The 21,642-nt window shown below is 57.1% G+C and carries 22 protein-coding genes; 11 read left to right on the forward strand and 11 right to left on the reverse strand.

The window, feature by feature from the left end; all coding sequences use genetic code 11:
• The 4 genes from NR302_RS19825 to NR302_RS19840 are packed head-to-tail and all read left to right on the forward strand — an operon-like array spanning position 1 to position 4,778.
• Positions 1-993: an ABC transporter permease gene (locus tag NR302_RS19825; RefSeq protein ID WP_061717675.1), complete on the forward strand. Its 993-nt coding sequence runs from the start codon at positions 1-3 to the stop codon at positions 991-993.
• On the forward strand, positions 990-1,823 hold the full coding sequence (locus tag NR302_RS19830; RefSeq protein WP_258145554.1) for an ABC transporter permease: 834 nt from the start codon (positions 990-992) through the stop codon (positions 1,821-1,823). Before NR302_RS19825 ends, NR302_RS19830 begins: the two co-directional genes overlap by 4 nt.
• On the forward strand, positions 1,820-3,427 hold the full coding sequence (locus tag NR302_RS19835; protein WP_258145555.1) for an ABC transporter ATP-binding protein: 1,608 nt from the start codon (positions 1,820-1,822) through the stop codon (positions 3,425-3,427). The genes NR302_RS19830 and NR302_RS19835 overlap by 4 nt, the downstream gene beginning before the upstream one ends.
• Before the next feature lie 10 nt (positions 3,428-3,437).
• Positions 3,438-4,778 carry an LLM class flavin-dependent oxidoreductase gene (locus NR302_RS19840; RefSeq protein WP_258145556.1) on the forward strand — a complete coding sequence of 447 codons (1,341 nt, stop codon included), beginning with the start codon at positions 3,438-3,440 and terminating at the stop codon, positions 4,776-4,778.
• A 446-nt stretch (positions 4,779-5,224) separates the two neighbouring features.
• Here NR302_RS19840 and NR302_RS19845 read toward each other — a convergent pair whose 3' ends face one another.
• Together NR302_RS19845 and NR302_RS19850 are read right to left on the reverse strand one after the other, a co-directional pair.
• The gene (locus tag NR302_RS19845) at positions 5,225-6,010 is read right to left on the reverse strand and encodes a phosphate/phosphite/phosphonate ABC transporter substrate-binding protein (protein ID WP_374990657.1); all 786 of its coding nucleotides are present in this window, start codon (positions 6,008-6,010) and stop codon (positions 5,225-5,227) included.
• Complete coding sequence (locus NR302_RS19850; protein ID WP_258145558.1) at positions 5,907-6,974, reverse strand: fatty acid desaturase; 1,068 nt, start codon at positions 6,972-6,974, stop codon at positions 5,907-5,909. The genes NR302_RS19845 and NR302_RS19850 overlap by 104 nt, the downstream gene beginning before the upstream one ends.
• Positions 6,975-7,178: 204 nt before the next feature.
• Here NR302_RS19850 and NR302_RS19855 point away from each other — a divergent pair, with 204 nt between their 5' ends.
• Entirely contained in the window at positions 7,179-8,201 is a 1,023-nt protein-coding gene (locus NR302_RS19855) for an LLM class flavin-dependent oxidoreductase (RefSeq protein WP_008104762.1), read from the forward strand.
• Positions 8,202-8,356: 155 nt separating this feature from the next.
• Here the strand turns inward: NR302_RS19855 and NR302_RS19860 are convergent, their stop codons facing one another.
• From NR302_RS19860 to NR302_RS19885, 6 genes are all read right to left on the reverse strand, one after another.
• A complete protein-coding gene (locus NR302_RS19860) occupies positions 8,357-9,628 on the reverse strand; it encodes an alanine racemase (RefSeq protein WP_258145559.1) in 1,272 nt (423 codons plus the stop codon).
• A gap of 11 nt (positions 9,629-9,639) precedes the next feature.
• Positions 9,640-10,377 (reverse strand): amino acid ABC transporter ATP-binding protein, encoded by a 738-nt coding sequence (locus NR302_RS19865; RefSeq protein WP_008109157.1) that lies wholly within the window; start codon positions 10,375-10,377, stop codon positions 9,640-9,642.
• The gene (locus tag NR302_RS19870; RefSeq protein ID WP_008109156.1) at positions 10,374-11,018 is read right to left on the reverse strand and encodes an amino acid ABC transporter permease; all 645 of its coding nucleotides are present in this window, start codon (positions 11,016-11,018) and stop codon (positions 10,374-10,376) included. Before NR302_RS19870 ends, NR302_RS19865 begins: the two co-directional genes overlap by 4 nt.
• The gene (locus NR302_RS19875) at positions 11,015-11,752 is read right to left on the reverse strand and encodes an amino acid ABC transporter permease (RefSeq protein WP_258145560.1); all 738 of its coding nucleotides are present in this window, start codon (positions 11,750-11,752) and stop codon (positions 11,015-11,017) included. The genes NR302_RS19870 and NR302_RS19875 overlap by 4 nt, the downstream gene beginning before the upstream one ends.
• A gap of 50 nt (positions 11,753-11,802) precedes the next feature.
• Positions 11,803-12,639 carry a transporter substrate-binding domain-containing protein gene (locus tag NR302_RS19880; protein ID WP_258145561.1) on the reverse strand — a complete coding sequence of 279 codons (837 nt, stop codon included), beginning with the start codon at positions 12,637-12,639 and terminating at the stop codon, positions 11,803-11,805.
• Positions 12,640-12,781: 142 nt separating this feature from the next.
• Entirely contained in the window at positions 12,782-13,174 is a 393-nt protein-coding gene (locus NR302_RS19885) for a RidA family protein (RefSeq protein WP_008109150.1), read from the reverse strand.
• Positions 13,175-13,565: 391 nt separating this feature from the next.
• Between NR302_RS19885 and NR302_RS19890 the strand changes: the two genes are divergently transcribed.
• From NR302_RS19890 to zigA, 3 genes are all read left to right on the forward strand, one after another.
• Complete coding sequence (locus NR302_RS19890; RefSeq protein ID WP_008109148.1) at positions 13,566-14,318, forward strand: IclR family transcriptional regulator; 753 nt, start codon at positions 13,566-13,568, stop codon at positions 14,316-14,318.
• Positions 14,319-14,434: 116 nt separating this feature from the next.
• Positions 14,435-15,541 carry an ABC transporter substrate-binding protein gene (locus NR302_RS19895; RefSeq protein ID WP_258145562.1) on the forward strand — a complete coding sequence of 369 codons (1,107 nt, stop codon included), beginning with the start codon at positions 14,435-14,437 and terminating at the stop codon, positions 15,539-15,541.
• 153 nt (positions 15,542-15,694) lie between these two features.
• On the forward strand, positions 15,695-16,915 hold the full coding sequence (gene zigA / locus NR302_RS19900) for a zinc metallochaperone GTPase ZigA (protein ID WP_258145563.1): 1,221 nt from the start codon (positions 15,695-15,697) through the stop codon (positions 16,913-16,915).
• 34 nt (positions 16,916-16,949) lie between these two features.
• Here the strand turns inward: zigA and NR302_RS19905 are convergent, their stop codons facing one another.
• Positions 16,950-17,618, reverse strand: coding sequence for an O-methyltransferase (locus NR302_RS19905; RefSeq protein WP_258145564.1), 669 nt, complete (start codon positions 17,616-17,618; stop codon positions 16,950-16,952).
• A 91-nt stretch (positions 17,619-17,709) separates the two neighbouring features.
• On the opposite strand from NR302_RS19905, the gene NR302_RS19910 reads away from it, so the two are divergent.
• Together NR302_RS19910 and NR302_RS19915 are read left to right on the forward strand one after the other, a co-directional pair.
• A complete protein-coding gene (locus tag NR302_RS19910; RefSeq protein WP_154190738.1) occupies positions 17,710-18,348 on the forward strand; it encodes a TetR family transcriptional regulator in 639 nt (212 codons plus the stop codon).
• Positions 18,349-18,470: 122 nt separating this feature from the next.
• Complete coding sequence (locus NR302_RS19915; protein ID WP_008109141.1) at positions 18,471-19,292, forward strand: Cof-type HAD-IIB family hydrolase; 822 nt, start codon at positions 18,471-18,473, stop codon at positions 19,290-19,292.
• Between the two features lie 122 nt (positions 19,293-19,414).
• On the opposite strand, the gene NR302_RS19920 is transcribed toward NR302_RS19915, so the two are convergent.
• Positions 19,415-20,302 (reverse strand): SDR family oxidoreductase, encoded by an 888-nt coding sequence (locus tag NR302_RS19920; protein ID WP_258145565.1) that lies wholly within the window; start codon positions 20,300-20,302, stop codon positions 19,415-19,417.
• Between the two features lie 103 nt (positions 20,303-20,405).
• On the opposite strand from NR302_RS19920, the gene NR302_RS19925 reads away from it, so the two are divergent.
• On the forward strand, positions 20,406-21,230 hold the full coding sequence (locus NR302_RS19925; protein WP_258145566.1) for a helix-turn-helix transcriptional regulator: 825 nt from the start codon (positions 20,406-20,408) through the stop codon (positions 21,228-21,230).
• Here NR302_RS19925 and NR302_RS19930 read toward each other — a convergent pair.
• Entirely contained in the window at positions 21,172-21,603 is a 432-nt protein-coding gene (locus NR302_RS19930) for a helix-turn-helix domain-containing protein (protein WP_176973274.1), read from the reverse strand. The two genes, NR302_RS19925 and NR302_RS19930, sit on opposite strands and share 59 nt — an antisense overlap.
• Positions 21,604-21,642: the final 39 nt, after the last annotated feature.

A 21,642-nucleotide genomic window follows, 5' to 3' on the forward strand; every position in this document is an offset into this window, starting at 1 on the left:
ATGAGTCTGGAAAGCATTGTCACCCGCACGCCACGCGCGCGTCGGCCATCGGTGTGGCGCAGCGACCTGACGCGCCGCATCGTCAGCCGTCTGCTGGGCGGCGTACTGGTGCTGTGGGCGGCGGTATCGCTGGCCTTTCTTGGCGTGCATCTGGCGCCTGGCGATATCGTCAGCCTGCTGATCGGCGAGCAGCTGCGCACACCGGCGATTGAGGCGGCGATCCGCGCTGAATGGGGTCTGAACGAACCGCTGTGGTGGCAATATCTGCACTATATGTGGCGCGTGCTGCACGGCGATTTTGGCCGCTCTTACATGCTCAACACCGAAGTCAGCCATCTGCTGGCGACGCAGCTGTGGCCCACCATCAAACTGACGCTGGCGGCGCTGCTGGTCAGCATCATCTTTGCGGTGGTGATTGCCGTCGGCACCGCGCATCGTCGTATTGGTCGCCGCGTGGCTAACGGTGTCGAACTGCTGCTGGCATCCACGCCCTCTTTCTGGATGGGCATCGTGCTGCTGTTTATTTTCAGCTTCACGTTGCGCTGGTTCCCGGTGGCGGGCGATCGCTCGCTGTCGTCGCTGGTGCTACCTGCGCTGGCGCTCGGTCTGGCGCAGGGCGCGGTGATCGCTCAGCTGCTGCGCCGCGAGCTGGAGCGCGCGCTGGATGCGCCATTCACCCTGACGCTGCGCGCGTGGGGCGTGGGAGAAACCACTATTCGTCTGCGCCACGCGCTGCGACATGCGGCGTTGCCCGCCGTTACGTTAACCGGTTGGCTGGTAGGCGGATTGCTGAGCGGTGCGGTGATTACCGAACAGGTATTTGGTCGTCCCGGCCTCGGTAAACTCACCGTCGATGCGGTGCTGGCGCAGGATCTGCCGGTGGTGCTGGCGGTGGCGATTCTCTCAGCGCTGATCTACGTGGTGATGAGCACCCTGGTTGACATCCTGTCGCTGTGGATTGATCCGCGTCTGCGCGGGGAGAGCAAATCATGATTGCCGCGCTGCAACGTCTTCCGGTAGCGCTGCCCGCTGCGGTGTGGGCGGCGATTCTGTTTCTCATTGTATTGGCTATTGCGGTGATCGCGCCGCAGTGGCTGGCGCACAGCGATCCGCTGCTGGCCGATCCGGTTAATGCGCAGCTGCCGCCGTCGGCACAGCACTGGCTGGGCACCGATCAGCTGGGACGCGATCTGTTAACGCGCGTGATCTACGGCAGCCGCTATTCGTTGCTGATCAGCGTGGCGGCGATGGTGCTGGCGGTGGTGTTCGGCACCTTGCTGGGATTGGTGGCGGCGCTGGCGCGTGGCGTGGTGGATGAGCTGCTGAGCCGCGCGGTGGATGTGATCTCCGCCTTTCCCGATCTGCTGTTGGCGCTGATGCTGATCGCCTTCACCGGGCCCGGCACCAACAACCTGATTATCGCGCTCGGCGTCGCGTCGGTACCGCGTTTTGCTCGCGTGGTACGGGCACAAACCTACAGCGTGATGACCTCCGGTTACGTTGAGCAGGCACGCACCTTTGGCCTGTCGCGTTTCACGCTGGTCACCCGCCACATTTTGCCGCACGCCATTGCGCAGGTGCCGGCGCTGGCCACGCTGGGGCTCGGCACCGCGATTATCGGCACCGCCGGATTGAGTTTCCTCGGCATGGGGCCGCAGCCGCCGACCGCAGAATGGGGCCTGATGCTGGCGGAAGGACGCAACTATCTGCGTAACGCGTGGTGGATCGCCGTGTGGCCGGGCGTGTTTATTACGCTGACGGTGATTGCGGTGAATACGCTCGGTCGTTACTGGCAGGCACGTTTTGAAGGACGATCCGCATGAGCCAGCCATTTATTGATATCCAGAATCTCTCAATCCGTTTCGGGCCGCAGCAGGTGGTGAAAAACCTCAACCTGCAAGTCGCGGCGGGCGAATCGGTGGCGCTGGTCGGGGAATCCGGGTCCGGCAAAACCCTGACCGCGCGCAGCCTGCTTGGCCTGCTGCCGGAAGGCGCGGTGTTAACCGCCGACCGTTTTACCATCGACGGCCGCGATATGCGCCACGCCAGCCGCAGCGACTGGCGCGCGCTGCGCGGTCGTCGCATTGGCTATGTGTTGCAGGACGCGCTGGTATCGCTCGATCCGCTGCGCCGCATTGGTCAGCAGCTGAGTGATGCGCTAAGCGCTGCCGGTCATCGCGGCCATTTGCAGGACAAAAGTATTGAACTGCTGAAGGCGGCGGGCATTCACGATGCGGAAAGCCGCCTCGAACGCTATCCGCATCAGCTTTCGGGCGGCCAGCGCCAGCGTGCGTTAATCGCTACCGCGCTGGCCGGCACGCCAACTTTATTGATTGCTGATGAACCGACTACCGCGCTGGATATGACGGTACAGCGCCAGATTCTGCAACTGCTGGCCCAGCGCCGCCGCGACGGCCACGGTTTGCTGCTGATCAGCCACGATTTAGCGGTGGTAGCGGAACTGGCGGATCGCGTGCTGGTAATGCGCGATGGCGAAGTGGTGGAGCAGGGCCACAGCGGCCCGCTGCTCAATCGTCCGCAACACGCCTGGACGCAGCGCCTGCTGCGCGCGGTGCCGACGCCCGCCACGCGCGGTTTGCGCCTCAGCGCGGCAGAACCGACGCCGCTGCCGCCGCGCCCGACACGCAGCAGCGCGCCGCTGCTGGAGGGCATCGGCCTGCACAAAGCCTACGGCGATCGTCTGGTGCTCAACGACATCAACTTCAGGCTGCACGCCGGGGAAACGCTTGGCGTGGTCGGCGAATCCGGCTCTGGCAAAACCTCGCTGGTGAAAGTGGTGATGGGTTTAACCGAACCGGACAGCGGCACGCTGCTGCTGGAAGGGGAGCGCTGGGATCGTCTGCCGGAGAAAGCGCGTCGCGCCCGGCGTGCACGGCTACAGCTGATCGCGCAGGACCCGTTCAGCTCTTTCGATCCGCGCTACACGGTGGAAAAAATTATCGGCGAAAGCCTCGATAGCGCCGGGATTTACGGCGATGCGCGGCGTCAGCGGGTGCGCCAGCTGCTCGATGAAGTGCAGCTCGGCGACCGCTTCCTGCAGCGTTATCCGCAACAGCTTTCCGGCGGTCAGCGTCAGCGCGTGGCAATTGCGCGCGCCTTTGCACCAAATCCGGCGCTGCTGGTGGCCGATGAACCGGTCAGCGCGCTCGACGTTTCGGTACAAGCGCAAGTGCTGGATCTGCTGGCTGACATGCAGGCCGAACACGGCACGGCGCTGCTGTTTATCTCTCACGATCTCGGCGTGATCCAGCATCTGGCGGATCGCGTGCTGGTGATGCAGAACGGGCAAGTGGTGGAGAGCGGGGCGTTGCAGCAGGTGTTCGCCGCGCCGCAGCATCCGTGGACGCAAAAACTGTTACAGGCGCTGCCGGTCATTCCCGACTGGCAGCCCGCGAACGCATACTAAGGAGAGCAGAATGAGTCAGACACAACGCCAGCTGCGGCTGGGCGCGATTATTCAGGGCGTATCCGGCAACATGTCGGCATGGCGTCATCCCGATGCGGTGGCGGATGCCAGCATTAACATCGATTACGTGCTGGATCTGGCGCGCAAAGCCGAGCTGGCGAAGATCGATTTCCTGTTTGTCGCCGACGGTTTGTACATCACGCCGCAGTCGATTCCGCACTTCCTCAACCGCTTTGAGCCGATCACCTTGCTGTCGGCGCTGTCGCTGGTGACTAAAAAAATTGGCCTGGTCGCCACGCTTTCAACCTCCTACAGTGAGCCGTTTACTGTGGCGCGCCAGTTCGCCAGCCTCGACCATCTGAGCGGCGGTCGCGTTGGCTGGAACGTGGTGACCTCACCGCTGGAAGGCTCGGCGAAAAACTTCTCGCGCAGCACGCATCCGGAACATGACGAGCGTTATCGCGTCGCCAGCGAATATTTGCAGGTGGTGAAGGGATTGTGGGATTCGTGGGAAGGCGATGCTTTTGTGCGCGACAAACAGAGCGGGGAATTTTTCGCCGCCGACAAGCTGCATACGCTGAATCATCAGGGACACTACTTCTCGGTGCAGGGACCGCTCAATGTCGGCCGCTCGCCGCAGGGGCGTCCGATTGTGTTCCAGGCAGGCGCTTCTGAAGCGGGTAAAGCCTTCGCCGCCGAAGCCGCCGATGCCATTTACACGCGGCAGGAAACGCTGGAGCAGGCGCGCGAGTTCCGCGAAGACGTGCGTCGCAGGCTGGTGGCGCGAGGGCGGGATGCCGATGATATTCGTGTGTTCCAGGGCATCAGCGTGATTATTGGCGAAACCGAGGAAGACGCCGAGCGTCGCTATCAGCAAACCGCCGAGCTGGTGACCATCGATAAAGCGCTGGAGTATCTTGGCCGCTACTTCGAGCATCACGATTTCAGTCAGTACGCGCTGGATGCCCCTTTCCCGGATATTGGCGAACTCGGCAGCAACAGCTTCCGCAGCACCACCGACAAGATCAAACAGAACGCCCGCGAAAGAGGCTTAACGCTACGTCAGGCGGCGCTGGAAGAAGCCACGCCGCGCCCGAGTTTCCTCGGTACGGCGGAGCAGGTAGCGGAAGGGCTGGCGAACTGGTTCCTGCAGGGCGCAACCGACGGCTTTATCGTGCGCGGCGGCACGCCCACCGCGTTTGATGATTTCGTGGCGCAGGTGATTCCGCTGTTGCAGGCGCGGGGTATTTATCGCAAAGAGTATGCAGGCGAGACGCTGCGCGAGAATCTGGGATTGGCCGAGCCGGAAAACCAGTTCGCCGTGCAGCGTGGTAGTCAGCAGGTAGCTTAATGTTGGCAAGGTCGCCATAAATGGCGACCCTACAAAATTCCGCACATTGCCCGTAGGGTCGCCATTTATGGTGACCATTCCAATCGATAAAAATGGTTACAACGCCGTCACGCCCAGCGCGGCGGCGCGATGCTTCCACTTCCGCACTTCGTCATAAACGCCTGATGTAGCGTAATGTTGGCAAGGTCGCCATAAATGGCGACCCTACAAAATTCCGCACATTTCCCGTAGGGTCGCCATTTATGGTGACCGTTCCAATCGATAAAGATGTTTACAACGCCGTCACGCCCAGCGCGGCGGCGCGATGCTTCCACTTCCGCACTTCGTCATAAACGCCTGATGTAGCGTAATGTTGGCAAGGTCGCCATAAATGGCGACCCTACAAAATTCCGCACATTTCCCGTAGGGTCGCCATTTATGGTGACCGTTCCAATCGATAAAGATGTTTACAACGCCGTCACGCCCAGCGCGGCGGCGCGATCTTTCCACTCCCGCACTTCGTCATAAAACGCCCGATCGCTCACGCTGAACCCGCTGATCAAACTCTCCGCCAGCAGATCCTGATAACGCTTATCGCGGGTCAGCTCGCTCAACGCACCGCGCAGTTTTTCAAGGGTTTCCGCATCGGTTTTGGCCGACGTAATCAGCGGCAGCGCGGCGCACAGCGGCGTTTCGCCGATGATCTCCAGCCCGGTCAACTCCTCTGGATAATTGCGGCGCAGCAGCGCCCAGGTGATGCAATCAATCGCCGCGATATCCGCATCGCCCGCCCGCAATGCCGCCAGCGACTGACGATGGCTGCCGCTGAAACGGGTTTCGCTGAAGAATTTCCCGTTCTGCACCAGCGGGGCAATCACGTAGCGCAGCGAGTTAAAGCCGGAGTGCGAATCGTTGCTGTTGCACACCGCGCGCCGACCGCGAAAATCGCTGAGCGTTAGGTTTTCATCTGCGCTGCGCGCCACCAGCCAGCTGCGATAGCGCATGCCGTCGCAGCCCTGCGCGCTGGAGTGAAAGGTGCCAACCAGCTGCACATCGGGCAGTAGTTCCACCAGCGGATAACCGCAGGTTTGGCTCAGCAGCAATTGGTCATCGCGCCAGTGCGGCAATAAATCCTGCGGCCAGCGAACCTCAGCTGGCACGCCGCGTTGTTGCAACAGCGTCGTTAGCGCTGAGGTCAGGCCGATAGTTGCCTGATGATTGATGTCGTACATCGGTAACGAAAGCGTGGGCATCCTGTGCATCCTTTTGCGTACCCGGATGGGCATTAACCTCGACCGATTTGCGCCAGAAGCGGGTTATCCACTCGCCATAACCAGCGACGCGAAAACCGTGATTACGCTGATGATAGCCATCGCGATACAGCAAATAGACTTTGCGTAATCCATACCACGGCAAACCGGGCAGATCGTGATGTACAGAATGATAGTTGAGATTGAGGAACAGCAAGCGCCACGGCAGCGCGGCTTCGTTATTGACCGAGCGCGCCAGCGGTTCTTCTTCAGCGCGATGCTCGTAGAAGGATCGTACTTTGGTCAGCATCAGCGCCGGATAACTCACGGTCAGCACGAACCACAGCGGCGAGAAGCCGTGCAGCGTCATCCAGTAAAACAGCCCGATCAGCAAGCTGAGATGAATAGTCCACATCGCCATCGCCGGTATATCGCGCTGGATAAAGGCATTCAGCAAGGTTTTGAGGGTCGCGCCCATATCCAGCAGCGGGCCGATCAGCAAGCGGCCGGGAAAGGTGTTGCGCAGATGAATCACCTGCTGCTGCCACGGCTTAAGCTGCGCCCAGCGCGCTGGCGAAAGGTAGTAGGTTTCCGGATCTTCATCGGGATCGGTCAGCGTGTGATTGCGGTGATGCGCCAGATGCGAATCGCGATATAAACCATACGGATACCACACCGCCAGCGGCAGCGTGCCGAACAGCTGGTTGAGCCGGGGAAAACGTGTCGGGTGACCGTGAATCAACTCGTGCTGCAGCGACATATACCAGGTGGTAAACAGGATCAGCAGCAGCGTGCTCAAGGTTAATCCCAGCGTTTGCCAGTAGACAACGCTGGCGAACCAGCCGCCGTAAACCGTCACCATCAATAGCCACGTCGGCAATTCGCTGCGCCACAGCCAGCTGCGTGCCAGTTGATGCACCACCTCGCGCTGTTGCGCGCTGAGATAGGCGGATGTCCCTTTACTCATGGAGAAGCCGAACCTGTGAACAGTAATTAGGCCTCTGACGATGATTGATCACCGTGATGAACACAAAGAATCTCTTTTTCTTACTTATGCAAAAAAGTTGATGAAGCGCGCGAAATCTATTGGCTATCAGTCACCTCGTCTGTGGCGTAACCTTGCTGCATTGAAAACGTTCGAGCCTGCGCGGCTCACGAGGAGAATTTCAGCATGAAAAAGATTGGCTTCTTATCCTTTGGTCACTGGACCCCATCATCACAATCTGCCACCCGTTCGGCGCAGGACGTCCTGCTGCAATCGATTGATTTAGCGGTCGCGGCTGAAGAGTTGGGTGCCGATGGCGCCTACTTCCGCGTGCACCACTTTGCGCGTCAGTTGAGTTCGCCGTTCCCGCTGCTGGCAGCGGTCGGTGCGCGTACCAAAAAGATCGAAATTGGTACCGGCGTAATCGATATGCGTTACGAAAACCCGCTGTACATGGCGGAAGATGCCGGTGCGGCGGATCTGATTTCTAACGGTCGTCTGCAGCTCGGCCTGAGCCGTGGCTCGCCGGAGCAGGTGATCGAAGGCTATCGTTACTTTGGTTTTGATCCGCAGAACGGTGAAAGCGATGCCGATATGGGCCGTCGTCATACCGAGGAACTGCTGGAAGTGTTGCGCGGTGAAGGTTTCGCGAAACCGAATCCGCAGCCGATGTTCCCGAATCCGCCGGGTTTGCTGCGTCTTGAGCCGTTCTCGGCAGGTTTGCGTGAGCGTATCTGGTGGGGTTCTGGTTCTAATGCAACATCCATCTGGGCAGCGCAGCAGGGCATGAACCTGCAAAGCTCAACCCTGAAAGATGATGAAACCGGCGAGCCGTTCCACGTGCAGCAGGCGAAGCAGATTCGTGCTTATCGTCAGGCATGGGAAGCAGCGGGCCATCAGCGTACGCCGCGTGTTTCGGTGAGCCGCAGCATCTTTGCGCTGACCAACGACACCGACCGCGCCTACTTTGGTCGCAGTGGCCAGGATCAGGATTCGGTGGGTTTCCTCGATGAGAAAACCCGCGCTATCTTTGGTCGCAGCTACGCCGCCGAGCCGGATCAGTTGATTAAACAGCTGGCGCAGGATGAAGGGATTGCCGAAGCGGATACGCTGTTGCTGACCATTCCGAACCAGTTAGGCGTGGATTATTGTGCGCACGTGATTGAGAGCATTTTGACCCATGTTGCACCGGAGTTGGGTTGGCGTTAAGTGTTGGGTGCGCAGCAGTGCGCACCGTTTGTCGTAGGGTCGCCATTAATGGCGACCTTGCAAAATCCGGATTGTCATCATCCGTAAAAAACCCGCACCGTTTGTCATAAGGTCGCCATAAATGGCGACCCTACAAAACATCGTTCAAAAACTCATCAAAACGCTGTTTCCAGTGAATCTGTGACGCAATAATCATCATCCACCAGCGGTAGATAGCGCCATTTATCGAATGCGGTACAAGGATGCGAAATACCGCAGCCAACCCAATCGCCCACCTGCAGCGGCTCATCATCCGGTAATAACAGATAAGCGTGCTGATCGTTCACATCACTAATACGCAGATGCGTTGCGGTGCGCGGTGCGCTGCCATCGGCGTTACGGATCCACAGCGGATTCGGCAGATCCTGATCGAAGGGTACATCGCGGCGACCGAAATCCACGAACGCCAGGCCCGGTTCCGGGCGCGATAACACGCGGCCCCAAATTTCCAGCGCGGCAGCAAATTGATGTGTTGCGCCCGGCTGAGCAAAGGGCGCGATGCGCGCATACAATCCGCTGTCGTGCGCCATATAGGCACCTGAACGGATCAGCGGCGTCATCGGCAACGGCAGTTTTGCTGCGGTGAAGCACGCTGTCACCACATCAAACCAGGCGCCGCCACCGGCGCTAAGGATGATGTGATCGCTGCCGAACAGCTGCTTTTCCGCCAGCAATTCAGCGGTAGCGATCATCATCTGGCAGTAATCTTTCACGCGCTGAATGCCGCTTTCATCACGGTTTGCGCCGAGCGCGCCTTCATATCCGGCAACGCCCACCAGCTTGAGCGCGGGGCAGGCGGCGATCGCTTCGGCAATCGCCACTGCGTCCTGCTGAGAACGACAGCCAGTGCGGCCGCCGCTTACTGACATCTCCAGCAGCACCGAAATCTGGCTGTCACCAAGGTTCTGCGCCAAAAGCTTCACGCCTTGCAGCGAATCGACATAGCACAGGAAGCCGTGATCGGGATGCTGCTGCTGCCACTGCGCAATCCAACGAATGCCCGCCGGATCGACCAGTTCATTGGCGAGAAACACATTGCGGATGCCGAACTGGCGTAACGCACGTACTTGTGCGGGTGTGGCGGCACCCAAACCCCACGCGCTGCCTTCGGTAATCGCGCGGCGCAGAATGGCGGGGGACATCGAGGTTTTTCCGTGCGCGGCGAGCATCACGCCGTTTTCGCGGCAGAAGTCCGCCAGCTGGCGCAGGTTATTCTCCAGCGCCGACTGCTTCATGATCATCAGCGGCGAGAACACCCGATCGCTGCTGAGTACTGCGGTGCCGACAGCCAGCGGCGCATCACCGGCACCCGCAACCGATTTAAAACGTGGCGCGGTTTGCTGCGCATCCAGTAATCCATCCGCCTGCAGCGGAAAGCGAATCGACATAGATCCTCCTGTTAGTGCTCAAGTACGCGCGATAAGAACTGCTGAGTGCGCGGGTTCTGCGGATTGACGAAGATCTGCTCGGGCGAACCTTGTTCGGCAATCACGCCCTGATCCATAAACACCACGCGGTCAGCGGTTTTGCGCGCAAAGCCCATCTCGTGCGTTACCACCACCATGGTCATGCCTTCACGCGCCAGGCTGCGCATCACTTCCATTACTTCACCCACCAGTTCTGGATCCAGCGCTGAGGTGGCTTCATCGAAGAACATGATTTTTGGTTCTACCGCCAGCGCACGGGCAATCGCCACGCGTTGTTGCTGACCACCGGAAAGCTGCGCCGGATAGTGATGCGCGCGCTCGGCGAGTCCGACGCGCGTGAGCGCCGCCATGCCGCGTTTATTGGCTTCGGCTTCCGACAGCTTTTGCGCTTTGATCAGCGCCAGCGTGACGTTGCCGAGCGCGGTTTTATGCGGGAACAGGTTGAACTGCTGGAACACCATGCCAACGTGACCGCAAATTTCACTGGCGCGTTTGCGTTGGTGCAGCGGCACGTCGTTGACCCACACTTCACCGCCGTCGGCCACTTCCAGCCCGCTCATGATGCGCAGCACGGTACTTTTGCCAGAGCCGGATGCGCCAATCAGCACCAGCACTTCACCCGGTGAAACATCAAGGCTGATCTCTTTCAGCACCTGGGTTGCGCCAAACGATTTGGTTATCCGGCTTAAGGTAATGGCGGATTTGCTCATGAAATTTGGCTCCTGGTTTGATGATGTTGAACCCAACGGGAAAGTGGGAAGCAGACAGCGAAGTAGAGCAGGGCGACCAGGCCGTAAACGATGACCGGCTGACCGATGCGATCGACAATCGCCTGGCCTTGATGCATCAGTTCGGACATGCCGATCATGCTGACGATCGAAGTGTCTTTGATCAGGGAAAGATACTGGCCCGCCAGCGGCGGCAGCACGATGCCGCGCGTTTGCGGCAGAATCACGCTCATAAAAGTCTGTCGCTTCGACAGGCCCAAAATCCATGACACTTCCCACTGACCTTTCGGCACCGCTTCGATGCCAGCGCGGAAAACCTCTGCGATATACGCGCCCTGATAGATGCTCAGACCAAGAATACCGGCGGCAAACAGGTTGATGTCATAGCCGAAATAGGCCACGCCGAAGTAAATGAACATCAGCGTGATCAGCACCGGCGTGCCGCGAAACAGTTCGGTGTAGATCACCGCAATCTGCTTTAAGACCGGCAGACGGCTAGTGCGCAACACCGCCGCCAGCAAGCCCAGCAGCGTGCTGCCAATAATCGCAGCCACCGACAGCAGCAGTGTGATACCGAGGCCTTTTAGCAGAATCGGTAACGAACTGATGATTAACTCGTTCATAGCGCGCTCTCCCGTTTCACTGGATTAGTCAGCCATTTTCTTGCCCACCACCAGGCGGACTTTTTTATCGGGGTCACCAGCGGCGGGTGGAACATGCGCCGTCCTGCAATCGTACCCAACCAGGAGAACAAGTTGCTCAGCACCAGATACACCAATGCCACCACGCTAAAGGTCTGGATATACAGCAGCGTACGCGCGTTGATCACCGTGGCGGTGCCGGTCAGTTCGGGCAGAGCAATCGCCGACAGCAAAGAGGTGCCGAGCAGCAATTGAATCAGGTTGTTGATAATAGCGGGCCACACCGCGCGCGCCGCTTGCGGCAGCACCACGGTGAGAAACACCTGACGACGCGGAATGCCCAGCACCCATGCGGCTTCAAGCTGGCCTTTCGGCACCGATTGAATGCCCGCGCGGAAGGTTTCGGACAAATACGCACCAACGTTGATCCCCAGCGCCAGCACGCCCGCGGTAAAGGCGCTCATGGTGATGCCGAGCGACGGCAGACCAAAGAAGATGATGAAGATCTGCAGCAGCACCGGCGTGTTGCGGATGAACTCAACGTAGCAGTGACTGATCCAGCGCAGCGGGGCCAGCGGCGACGCTTTCGCCAGCGCTGAGAGCAAACCGAGCGCCACCGCCAGCGCAAACGCCAGCAACGTCACCTGCAAGGTGAGCCACGCGGCGTCAAGAAAAGTGTCGGCGTAGCGCCACAGGGTTAGCCATTGATAACTCATGGTTCTGCTCCTTCGGGCGGCGCAACATCAGCTGCCGCGCCGCGTGGGGATCAATATTGCGGATTCAGCGGGTAACGCGGTTTGTTGCCGAACCATTTCTGATACAGCTGGGCGTTTTCGCCGGAGGCGTTAATTTCAAACAGGAATTCGTTGAGGTAGTTGGTCCAGACCTGATCGCCCTGTTTCACACCGAAGGCGTTGTATTCCAGCGGCACCAGTGCTTCGTTGGTCACGGTCAATGTCGGGTCGAGCTTGGCCTGATAGGCGAGGAAGTTGTTATCCTCGATCATCGCATCGGCCTGGCCCTGTTTCACCGCAAGGATGGCCGCCTGCGATGAGTCGTACTCCTGAATTTTCACGTCAATGCCCAGATTGCGCACTTCATCGCCGTTGGTTGAGCCTTTCACCGTGGCGATGGTTTTGCCGCCCATATCGTGTGCTGACTGGATGCCGCTATTTTTGCGCACCAGCATCGCTTCACTCGCCACCACATACGGATTGGTGAAGCCGATCTCTTTGGCGCGTTCCAGATTGCGGGTGAAGTTACAGAACACCACATCCACTTTATTGGTTTGCAGATTAGGGATGCGGTTGGCGCTGGTGGTGTTGACCATTTCCAGCTTCACGCCCATCTCTTTGGCCAGCGCTTTGGCGAGATCAACATCGTAGCCATCCGGGTTGCCGTCTTTATCGTAAAACCCAAATGGCGCGAAACTCAGGCAATCACCGACGCGCAGCGTGCCGCGTTGCAACACGGTTTGCAGCGCTGACTGCGGTGCGGCGCCCGCTTCTTTTTTCTCTTCGGTTGGCGTACAGCCCGCCAGCGTCAGTAATATCAGCGCGCCGGCTAGCGCGTTGAGACTCACTTTTAGCGATGTTGTCTTCATTGTTATGCTCTCTTTAGAAATTTTGACGAAACGGTGTAATACCGTTATTTCACAGCAAAATAGAAAGGCATCAATTAATAACAGGCTGTCCTGGTGTGGGCGGAGAAAGTAAACATTCGCCAGCCTGTTTTAACCGTAATATTTATTTACGATCGGCGCGGAAGCATTTCATATCGACTTCGACTTTGCAGTCGACTACTAAATCCTGCACGCTACAAATACGTGCCGGTGGATTTCCGCTAAATATCTCACTGAATACTTTATTAAATGAACTGAAATAACGCGCGTCGGTTAATACCGCCGTGACATGTACCACATCTTCCACGCGATAACCGGCTTCGCGCATGATGGTGAGACAGTTTTCAAACGCCAGCTGCGTCTGTTCGATGATACCGCCTTCCACCACTTCACCGTCGCGCATCGGCGTTTGGCCGGAGATGTAAAGCCAGCCATCGGCTTCAACCGCGCGGGCAAACGGCAGTTTCTGCCCGCCGGTGCCGGTTCCGCCTTCGACGCCATAACGTTTAATCGTCATCCGTTCCTGCTCCTGTTGCAGCGAAAATCTGCTTGCTATATTGTCTGATATACCAGACTGCTATCTGCAATACTGGATAGGGCAAGATTTGCACAGGAAATTTTCTTTTGCAATATGTGCACCGCTATTTAATTTTTTGTGATGTCGTCCGGATCGCAAAATAAATTTAAGTTGAGTGCGTATTTAAATTGGAGTGTGATCGCTATCGTAGTTTTATAAAAGTTCAGTGAGCGTGATGCGCCATAATGAGGCACCAAAATTGATCGTGGTAATAAATGGCGGGTGATTAATATTTATTTAATCCGGGATGGGTAAAAGTTGATGCGCGGTGTATCATGCCTCTCTTTCAATGCCTATGCCTTTTATAGCCATGCCACCAAGGAGTGAGTTTATGCCGGATGAAAAAACCTCGCGGGCGCGCGGCGTTGACCGGGTTATTGATATCTTTCGGCAGTTGCACAGCGCACGCCAACCGATGTCGATGCGCGCGTTGATCGACGCAACCGGCGCACCGCGTTCCAGCATCTATGAATTAGTCAGCCTGTTGAGTGAAGCCGGTTTGGTGGAATTGGATGCCGAAGGCGCGGTGTTCTTTGGCCGTGAGATGCACTATTACGGTGCGGATTATATGGCGCACAACGATCTGATCCGTCGGGCGCATCAGTTGATGGTGGAGATTGTGGCGCGCCACGGCGAAACCGTGCAGCTCTGTATGCTGGAAGGCAATAAATACACCGTGGTGCTCTCTGAGAGTAATGCGCATCCGTTCAAAATTACCTCGGATATCGGCGTGCGTGTGCCAATTACCTGGACTGCGACCGGCCGCTTGCTGCTGAGTAACTGGTCGGATAGCGCGATTCTGGATCTGATCCCGGAAGAGGATTATCGCCTCGCCAGCGGCCAGATCCTCGATAAGCAGGCGTTTCTTGATGAAATTCATCACGCCGGAAAACTCGGTTATTGCATGACGGAAGGCTTATCTGAAAGCTTTACCTGCTGCATGGCCGCACCGATCCGTTCGCGCAGCGGTCAGGCCGTTGCTGCTATCTGCTTTATGGTCAGCCGCGATACGCCGCAGGAACGTCGGCAGATGCTGCTGCAGGAATTGATCACCTCCGGACAAAAACTGTCTGATTTCACCTGACAGCGCTCTCGTAAAACTCCGTTACACCTGATTGAAGTGGCGTTTATTCTCGCCACTTAAGGTTGTGTTAAGGTAATTGATAATAATAACTATTCTTTTTACCACGGAGTTATGGGATGAAAACGCGCCTGCTTTTGGCAATGGGATTACTGGCTTCAACGGCGGCCGCCGCCTCCACTTATCCGCTGACCGTCACCGATATGGACGGCAACACGCAAACCATCAGTAAAGAGCCGCAGCACATTATTCTGCAGGATGGCCGCGACATTTTGACGCTGGCGCTGCTGGACCGCGACGACCCGTTTAAGCGCGTGGTGGCGTGGAACAATCTGCCGAAAAAGCAGGACACGCAAACCTGGGATCTGCTGAAAGGGCGCTGGCCGGAAGCGACGAAAATCGTCGATATGGGCTTTAACGATCAGGGCCAGGTCAATCTCGAAAGCGTGCTGGCGCAAAAACCGGATTTGATGATTGCGCAATTGCGCGCCAAACCGGCGCTTCAGCAATCGGGCGTGCTCGCTACCTTGCAGAATCTGCATATTCCTGTGGTGTTCGTGGATTACGAACTGCATCCGGCGCAGAACACTGCACCGAGCGTGACACTGCTCGGCAAAGTGCTGAACCGCGAAACCCAGGCCAAGGCTTACACCGATTTTTATCAGCAGAAATTCGCGCGCATTACACAGGGCGTGGCAGAAGTGAAAAATAAGCCAACGGTGTTTATCGAACCGATCGCCGGGAATAGCGACAACTGCTGCTTCACGCACAGCCACAATGGTTGGGGCGGATTGGTGGAAGCGGTGGGCGGTAAAAATATCGGCTCTGAATTGTTGCCGGGCAACGCCGGATTTGTCGCGCTGGAGAAAATCATCGCTATGAAACCGGATGTTTACATCATGACCGGTTCGAAGCGTCCGAACGCCAATGTGCTGCCGTTTGGTTATGGCGTGCAACCGCAGGAAGTGAAAGCCACCTTCCAGACGCTGCTGAAGCGCACCGGCCTGGCGCAGATTGAGCCGGTGAAACAGGGCCGTGTTTACGGCGTTTATCATCATTTCTATAACCATCCGTACAACATCATCGGCATGGAAATTCTGGCGAAAGATCTCTATCCGCAACAGTTTGCCGATCTGAAGCCCAACGCAGATTTCCGCACCATCGTTAAAAACTTCACTACGTTGCCGGATAACGCGATTGATTTAAGTTACCCGAACAATCAGTAATCGCGGGTTTTCACGGTCGCCATTTATGGCGACCCATCCGTTCAATCAACATTCCTCAATGACAACGATAATTGTTATGTTATAACATAACTAAAAACAGCACTGCGCGTATGCCTATACGCCTTGTGAACGTTGTCATTCAGAGGAGTTGCTATGTCAGCATTAACCCAAAACCAGCATGGTTCTAAAAAACTTCCCGTCACCGTACTTTCCGGCTTTCTCGGCGCCGGTAAAACCACGCTGCTCAATCATATTCTTAATAACCGCGAAGGCCGTCGCGTGGCGGTGATCGTCAATGATATGTCGGAAGTGAATATCGATGCCGCGCTGGTGCGCGAGGGCGGGGCAGAGCTGTCGCGCACCGACGAAAAGCTGGTGGAAATGAGCAACGGCTGCATCTGCTGCACGCTGCGTGAAGATTTGCTGCTGGAGGTGAATCGGCTGGCAAAAGATGGACGTTTCGATAACCTGGTGATCGAATCCACCGGTATTTCTGAACCGCTGCCGGTGGCAGAGACCTTCACCTTCGCCGATGAAGACGGGCAAAGTCTGTCTGAAGTCGCCGCGCTCGATACCATGGTGACAGTGGTCGATGGCTTCAACTTCCTGCGCGACTATGAATCGAACGAAAGCATTCAGTCGCGCGGTGAATCCTTGGGCGCGGAGGATGAGCGCACGGTGGTGGATCTGCTGGTCGATCAAATTGAGTTCTGCGATGTGCTGATCCTCAACAAAACCGACCTGATTGATGAGACGGAAAAAGCGCGATTAATGGCGATCCTGACGTCGCTCAATCCGCGCGCCAACATCATTACCTCTGAATTCGGCAAAGTCGGGCTGGATCAGGTGCTCAACACCGGTTTGTTTGATTTTGATGCCGCCGCACAGGCGCCGGGCTGGCTGCAGGAGTTGCGTGGTGAACACACGCCAGAAACGGAAGAATATGGCATTCGCAACTTCGTGTTCCGCGCACGTCGCCCGTTCCATCCGATGCGTTTTTTCCAGTTGATTGAAAACGAGATGCGCGGCGTGGTGCGATCTAAAGGCTACTTCTGGCTCGCCAGCCGTCCGCGACATGCTGGTTCATGGTCGCAGGCGGGCGGCGTGTCGCGCCAGGGTTTAGCCGGGATGTGGTGGGCCAGCGTACCTAAAGATCGCTGGCCAGAAGATGCTGAAAACCTTGGCTACATTCTAGAGAACTGGGTTGACGGTAGCGGTGACGCGCGCCAGGAACTGGTGTTTATCGGCATCGACATGGATGAAACTGCGCTGCGTAACAAACTGCAACAGGCGCTGTTAACCGATGAGGAAATGGCGCTCGGCCCCGATAATTGGGCAGAATTCCCCGATCCCTTCCAGCGATGGTTTAACTGATTGTAGGGTCGCCATTCATGGCGACCTTTTTTAATTACACCTTTCCCAACCACATCGAAACCTCAACCCCATCATTAAACGGCAGCGACATAAACCCTCTACTGCTGTGCACCAGCTCCAGATATTCCGGGCTGAAATCGGCATCGTCGGCAACAATTAGCGCGCCGGGACGCAAAAACGGCTGCACCAGCGTCACAATCTCCGGGTAGATCGCTTTTGCGCCGTCCAGCACCAGCATATCGATGGTGGCCGGTAGATCGCAGCTCAATGTTTGCAACGCATCGCCCACGCGCACCTCAATCAAATCGCTGACGCCTGCATCGGCGAAATGGTTACGGGCTAACGCCACTTTCCCCGGCTCAAATTCGCAGGTGATGATGTTGCCGCCGCCATTATCGCGTACCGCCGCCGCCAGATGCAGCGTGGAAATGCCGAACGAGGTACCAAACTCAACGATGGTTTTGGCATGGCTGCTGCGCGCCAGCATATACAGCAACTTGCCGGTTTCACGTGAGACCGCCAGCGGGACTTCCTTCAAATGTCCGTAAAGTTCCAGGTAATCGGTTTTGCTGTGCAGCAGGCGATGTTGTTCGGCGTCAGACATCGTTCTGAACGCATCGTTGGTTGGATGCGCCATATTATCGGCCAGCTCAAACAGGTAATTGAGCAGCGGCGCCAGTGGCGCAGAAGTTAAGGTGTACATGTTGTTCTCCGGGCATACCAAGTGGATTTTTCTGTGCCAACAGAATACGATGAATTATTCGCGTTTCACTATTCGTGTTCAGGGGATGATGATGGCTGAGCCACGTAACACTAAGATTTCAGAGAGAAAAAGGCCCAAGCAAGCGCGCTCCAGCGAGCTGGTTTCCGCAATATTGCAAGCGGCTACTCAGGTTTTAGAGCTGGAAGGCGCCGCACGTTTCACCACGGCGCGGGTGGCGGAACGCGCGGGCGTGAGTATTGGATCGCTGTATCAATATTTTCCCAATAAGGCGGCTATTCTTTTCAGATTGCAAAGCGAGGAATGGCAGCGCACCGGCAATTTGTTAGGTGCGATTCTGCGTAATACCGCCAACACACCGCGTCAGCGACTCCACGATCTCACGCTGGCGTTTTTACATTCCGAATGCGAAGAGGCGGCGATGCGCACCGCGCTGAATGACGCCGCGCCTCTGTATCGTGACGCGCCGGAAGTGCAGGAAGCGCGCGCGGCAGGTGAAAACGTCATCAGTGATTTTCTGCGTGAAGTATTACCGCAGTCAGAGGAGAGCGAACGGGCGCGCGCCGCAGATTTATTGAACAGTACGCTGGGCAATGTTGGGAAACACTTTTCCGAATCGCCGCGCACGCCAGCAGAGATTCAGGCTTACGCGCACGAGATGGCGGAGATGTTTTGTGCCTGGATCAGGGAAAAAGGCGCCGATTTACAGTAAAAGATGGACTGGAAATCTCTGAAAGCGGTTAACAAACTCATTATTCACATTCTCAATAATCCACACCGCGAGTAAGCTTAACAAAACCTTTATAGAGCCGAATGAGCAAACGGGAGAGCAAAATGGCAGTGAAGATGATTGCGGTGGATATGGATGGCACTTTTCTCGATGACAACAAACAGTACAACGCGCAGCGCTTTGCGCGTCAGTATGCGTTGCTGAAAGAGAAGGGCATTCGTTTCGTGGTCGCCAGCGGCAATCAGTATTATCAGTTGCTGCGCTACTTTCCTGACATCAAAGATGAGATCGCTTTTGTCGCGGAAAACGGCGCCTGGGTTTCTGACAGCAATGAAGAGATCTTCTGCGGTGAACTGGCGCAGGAACGCGTGCATCAAATCCTCGATATTCTCGCCAAAGAACCGGACATTAGCACCGTGGTTTGTGGTCGCAACGGCGCGTACGTGCACACGTCAATGTCCGACGAAGTGATTGCCATGCTGGCGAATCATTATCATCGTCTGGAAAAGCGCGACAATCTCTACGATATCGACGACACCATCTTTAAGTTCTCGCTGAATCTAGCGCACGAAGGCGTTGATGCCTTGATGGAGCGGTTGCACGCTGAGCTGGGCGCGATTGAAAACATTATGCATCCGGTTTCCAGCGGTTTTGGTTTTGTTGATTTGATCATTCCCGGCTGCCACAAAGCGCACGGCATCGCGCTGCTGCAGGAAAAATGGGGCATCGATGATTGTGAAGTGGTGGCGGTAGGCGACAGCGCCAACGACATCGAAATGCTGCGTCAGGCGTGCTACAGCTTCTCAATGGCGAACGCCGCAGCGCCGGTCAGCGCGGTGTCGCGTTACAGAACCGAAAGCAACAATGACGAAGGCGCGCTTAACGTGATCGCCCGCATTCTTGCGCGCGAAGTGCCGTTTGGTTGATGAATTTCCAGGTGCGCATAAATGCGCACCCTACGAAAACCTCGCCAAATCGTCGTAGGGTCGCCATTCATGGCGACCGATTCACGCTTAACTGTCAAGCATTACGCCATTCATGGCGACCGTTATTTAAAATATCCCGCCTCACGCATATCCTGCAGTAATCCCAGCCCACGCGGCTGCCAGTTAAACGTCTCACGCGTCCACGCGCTGGAGGACGGATTATCGGTAGAGGCGAAGAACGCCATCCAGCCTAGCCACGCTTTGGCTTCTTCCAGCGTCAGGCTTTTCACCGGCAGCGCTAATCCGGCGCCGATGGTTTCGGCAATCTGACGGAACGGCACACCTTCTTCCTGCACCGCATGCAGAATCGCCCCCGGCTCAGCCTGCTCAGCCGCAAGGCAAAACAGTTCAGCTGCATCATCACGATGTACCGCAGGCCAGCGATTCTCGCCGTCGCCAACATATACCGCCGCACCTTTCTCCTTTGCCATGTTGATGATTATCGGAATAAATCCATGATCGCCCGCGCCATGCACGGTTGGCGGCAAGCGCACCAGCGCCACGCGCACGCCGCTGTCGGCCAGCGCCAACGCGGCGACGTTAGAATTGGAACGTGGATGCGCGCCCGCTGTCGGTCTGATTTGTTCGGTGGCGAGACGTCCAGGCGACACCAACGCGGTGCCGGTGGTGACAATTAGCGGGCGATCTGAACCTGCAAATACTTCACCCATCGCCAGAATCGCGCGCTGATCGACCTCTGCAGCATGATCCATGCGGCTGAAATCGTGTATATATCCGGCGTGGATCACGCCGTCGCTCTGTTCAACGGCCTTGCGCAGACCGACGAGATCTTCAAGATCGCCGCGAATCACCTGCACACCTTGCTGCTGCAATTTTTCTGCGGAAGCCTCGCTACGCGCAAGACCTTGCACCTGATAACCACGTGTCTGCAGTTTTTTCACAATGGCGGAACCGATAAAGCCGCTCGCCCCGGTCACAAAAATTCGCATATTGGTGCTCCACTTTTTCAAAGTTGAAGCACTATCATAAAAGTCTGCGACGCGGCGAAAAGTCGTGAGCTTATACAGGTATACGCACTAACAGGATAAAGGCATGACTCAGCAAGATGACAACGTGCTCGGCAACTATCTGCGCGAACGCCGCCAGCGGCTTGATGCGGCGAAACTCGGCTACACCTTGCTGCGCCGCCGCACACCGGGCCTGCGCCGGGAAGAAGTGGCGGTGCGCGCGTGCGTTAGCACCACGTGGTATACGTGGCTGGAGCAGGGCAGAGGCGGCGCGCCTTCGGAAGAAGTGCTGGAACGTTTAGCTCGCGCATTGGAGCTGAGCGCCGCCGAGCGCGATCACCTGTTTTTGCTGGCGCAAAATCGTCTGCCGGGCGTGACATGGCAAGCGGGTGTGGATGTTTCGCCATCGCTACAGCGCGTACTCGACAGCATGGAGAACACGCCAGCGCTGGTGAAAACCGCAGAGTGGCAAGTGGTGGCGTGGAACCGCGCGGCGACCAAAGTGTTTGTTGATTACGCCGAGCTGCCGCCCGCCCAGCGCAATATCCTGCTAATGATGTTCCGTAACGAGGAGATGAAGAAGCGCCTCCCGGACTGGCATAAAGTGACACGCGGCATGGTGGCTAACTTCCGCGCGGACGTGGCGCGAACCGGCGCCAGCGAGCATGTGCGCGCGCTGGTGGATGAGCTGTGCGAGATGAGCGACACCTTCCGCCAGCTGTGGCAATCGCAGGAAGTGAGTCAGCATGGCGAAGGCATCAAACAGCTGTGGCTGCCCGACGAAGGTGTGCTCGAGCTGGAATACAGCACCTTCGCGGTTGAAGGCAAACCGGGTTTAAGTCTGGTGGTGTTTAATCCGCGTCAGCAGCACGATCGGGATTGTGTGGTGCGGCTGATGGCGCGTCCGTAGCGGCGCGATAGTGGGCTTCCATCTCATCCAGTGCCGCCTGATTCTCCAGCCCCCATTGATACATCTGTTCAATCGGTGCCGCGAACGTCATGCCGAGCGGCGTTAAGCGGTAATCGACTTTCGGCGGCACTACATCATAAACGTGACGGGCAATCAGCCCGCGCTGTTCCAGCTCTTTCAGCGTTTGAAACAGCATCTTCTTCGAAATTCCCTGCAGGCTGCGTTGCAACTCGCCGGTGCGTGCGCGATGGTTCGGCCAGTGATACAGCGCGTGCAAAACCATGCTGCTCCATTTCACCGAAAACAGATCCATCAGCCGGCGCGGCGGCGAATCCGCATAAAAAAACAGCTTACCGTCAACAATTGCGGGCATCGTTTGAACCTCCTGTACGGTTACCAAATGGTAACTACT

It is taken from the genome of Pantoea sp. SOD02 (genome assembly GCF_024707505.1).
GTDB lineage: Bacteria > Pseudomonadota > Gammaproteobacteria > Enterobacterales > Enterobacteriaceae > Pantoea > Pantoea symbiotica.

Bases quoted from the DNA above. Each gene is read 5' to 3' on its own strand.
- NR302_RS19825 (WP_061717675.1), top strand. From the start codon at position 1: ATGAGTCTGGAAAGCATTGTCACCCGCACGCCACGCGCGCGTCGGCCA.
- NR302_RS19830 (WP_258145554.1), top strand. From the start codon at position 990: ATGATTGCCGCGCTGCAACGTCTTCCGGTAGCGCTGCCCGCTGCGGTG.
- NR302_RS19835 (WP_258145555.1), top strand. From the start codon at position 1,820: ATGAGCCAGCCATTTATTGATATCCAGAATCTCTCAATCCGTTTCGGG.
- NR302_RS19840 (WP_258145556.1), top strand. From the start codon at position 3,438: ATGAGTCAGACACAACGCCAGCTGCGGCTGGGCGCGATTATTCAGGGC.
- NR302_RS19845 (WP_374990657.1), bottom strand. From the start codon at position 6,010: ATGCCCACGCTTTCGTTACCGATGTACGACATCAATCATCAGGCAACT.
- NR302_RS19850 (WP_258145558.1), bottom strand. From the start codon at position 6,974: ATGAGTAAAGGGACATCCGCCTATCTCAGCGCGCAACAGCGCGAGGTG.
- NR302_RS19855 (WP_008104762.1), top strand. From the start codon at position 7,179: ATGAAAAAGATTGGCTTCTTATCCTTTGGTCACTGGACCCCATCATCA.
- NR302_RS19860 (WP_258145559.1), bottom strand. From the start codon at position 9,628: ATGTCGATTCGCTTTCCGCTGCAGGCGGATGGATTACTGGATGCGCAG.
- NR302_RS19865 (WP_008109157.1), bottom strand. From the start codon at position 10,377: ATGAGCAAATCCGCCATTACCTTAAGCCGGATAACCAAATCGTTTGGC.
- NR302_RS19870 (WP_008109156.1), bottom strand. From the start codon at position 11,018: ATGAACGAGTTAATCATCAGTTCGTTACCGATTCTGCTAAAAGGCCTC.
- NR302_RS19875 (WP_258145560.1), bottom strand. From the start codon at position 11,752: ATGAGTTATCAATGGCTAACCCTGTGGCGCTACGCCGACACTTTTCTT.
- NR302_RS19880 (WP_258145561.1), bottom strand. From the start codon at position 12,639: ATGAAGACAACATCGCTAAAAGTGAGTCTCAACGCGCTAGCCGGCGCG.
- NR302_RS19885 (WP_008109150.1), bottom strand. From the start codon at position 13,174: ATGACGATTAAACGTTATGGCGTCGAAGGCGGAACCGGCACCGGCGGG.
- NR302_RS19890 (WP_008109148.1), top strand. From the start codon at position 13,566: ATGCCGGATGAAAAAACCTCGCGGGCGCGCGGCGTTGACCGGGTTATT.
- NR302_RS19895 (WP_258145562.1), top strand. From the start codon at position 14,435: ATGAAAACGCGCCTGCTTTTGGCAATGGGATTACTGGCTTCAACGGCG.
- zigA (WP_258145563.1), top strand. From the start codon at position 15,695: ATGTCAGCATTAACCCAAAACCAGCATGGTTCTAAAAAACTTCCCGTC.
- NR302_RS19905 (WP_258145564.1), bottom strand. From the start codon at position 17,618: ATGTACACCTTAACTTCTGCGCCACTGGCGCCGCTGCTCAATTACCTG.
- NR302_RS19910 (WP_154190738.1), top strand. From the start codon at position 17,710: ATGGCTGAGCCACGTAACACTAAGATTTCAGAGAGAAAAAGGCCCAAG.
- NR302_RS19915 (WP_008109141.1), top strand. From the start codon at position 18,471: ATGGCAGTGAAGATGATTGCGGTGGATATGGATGGCACTTTTCTCGAT.
- NR302_RS19920 (WP_258145565.1), bottom strand. From the start codon at position 20,302: ATGCGAATTTTTGTGACCGGGGCGAGCGGCTTTATCGGTTCCGCCATT.
- NR302_RS19925 (WP_258145566.1), top strand. From the start codon at position 20,406: ATGACTCAGCAAGATGACAACGTGCTCGGCAACTATCTGCGCGAACGC.
- NR302_RS19930 (WP_176973274.1), bottom strand. From the start codon at position 21,603: ATGCCCGCAATTGTTGACGGTAAGCTGTTTTTTTATGCGGATTCGCCG.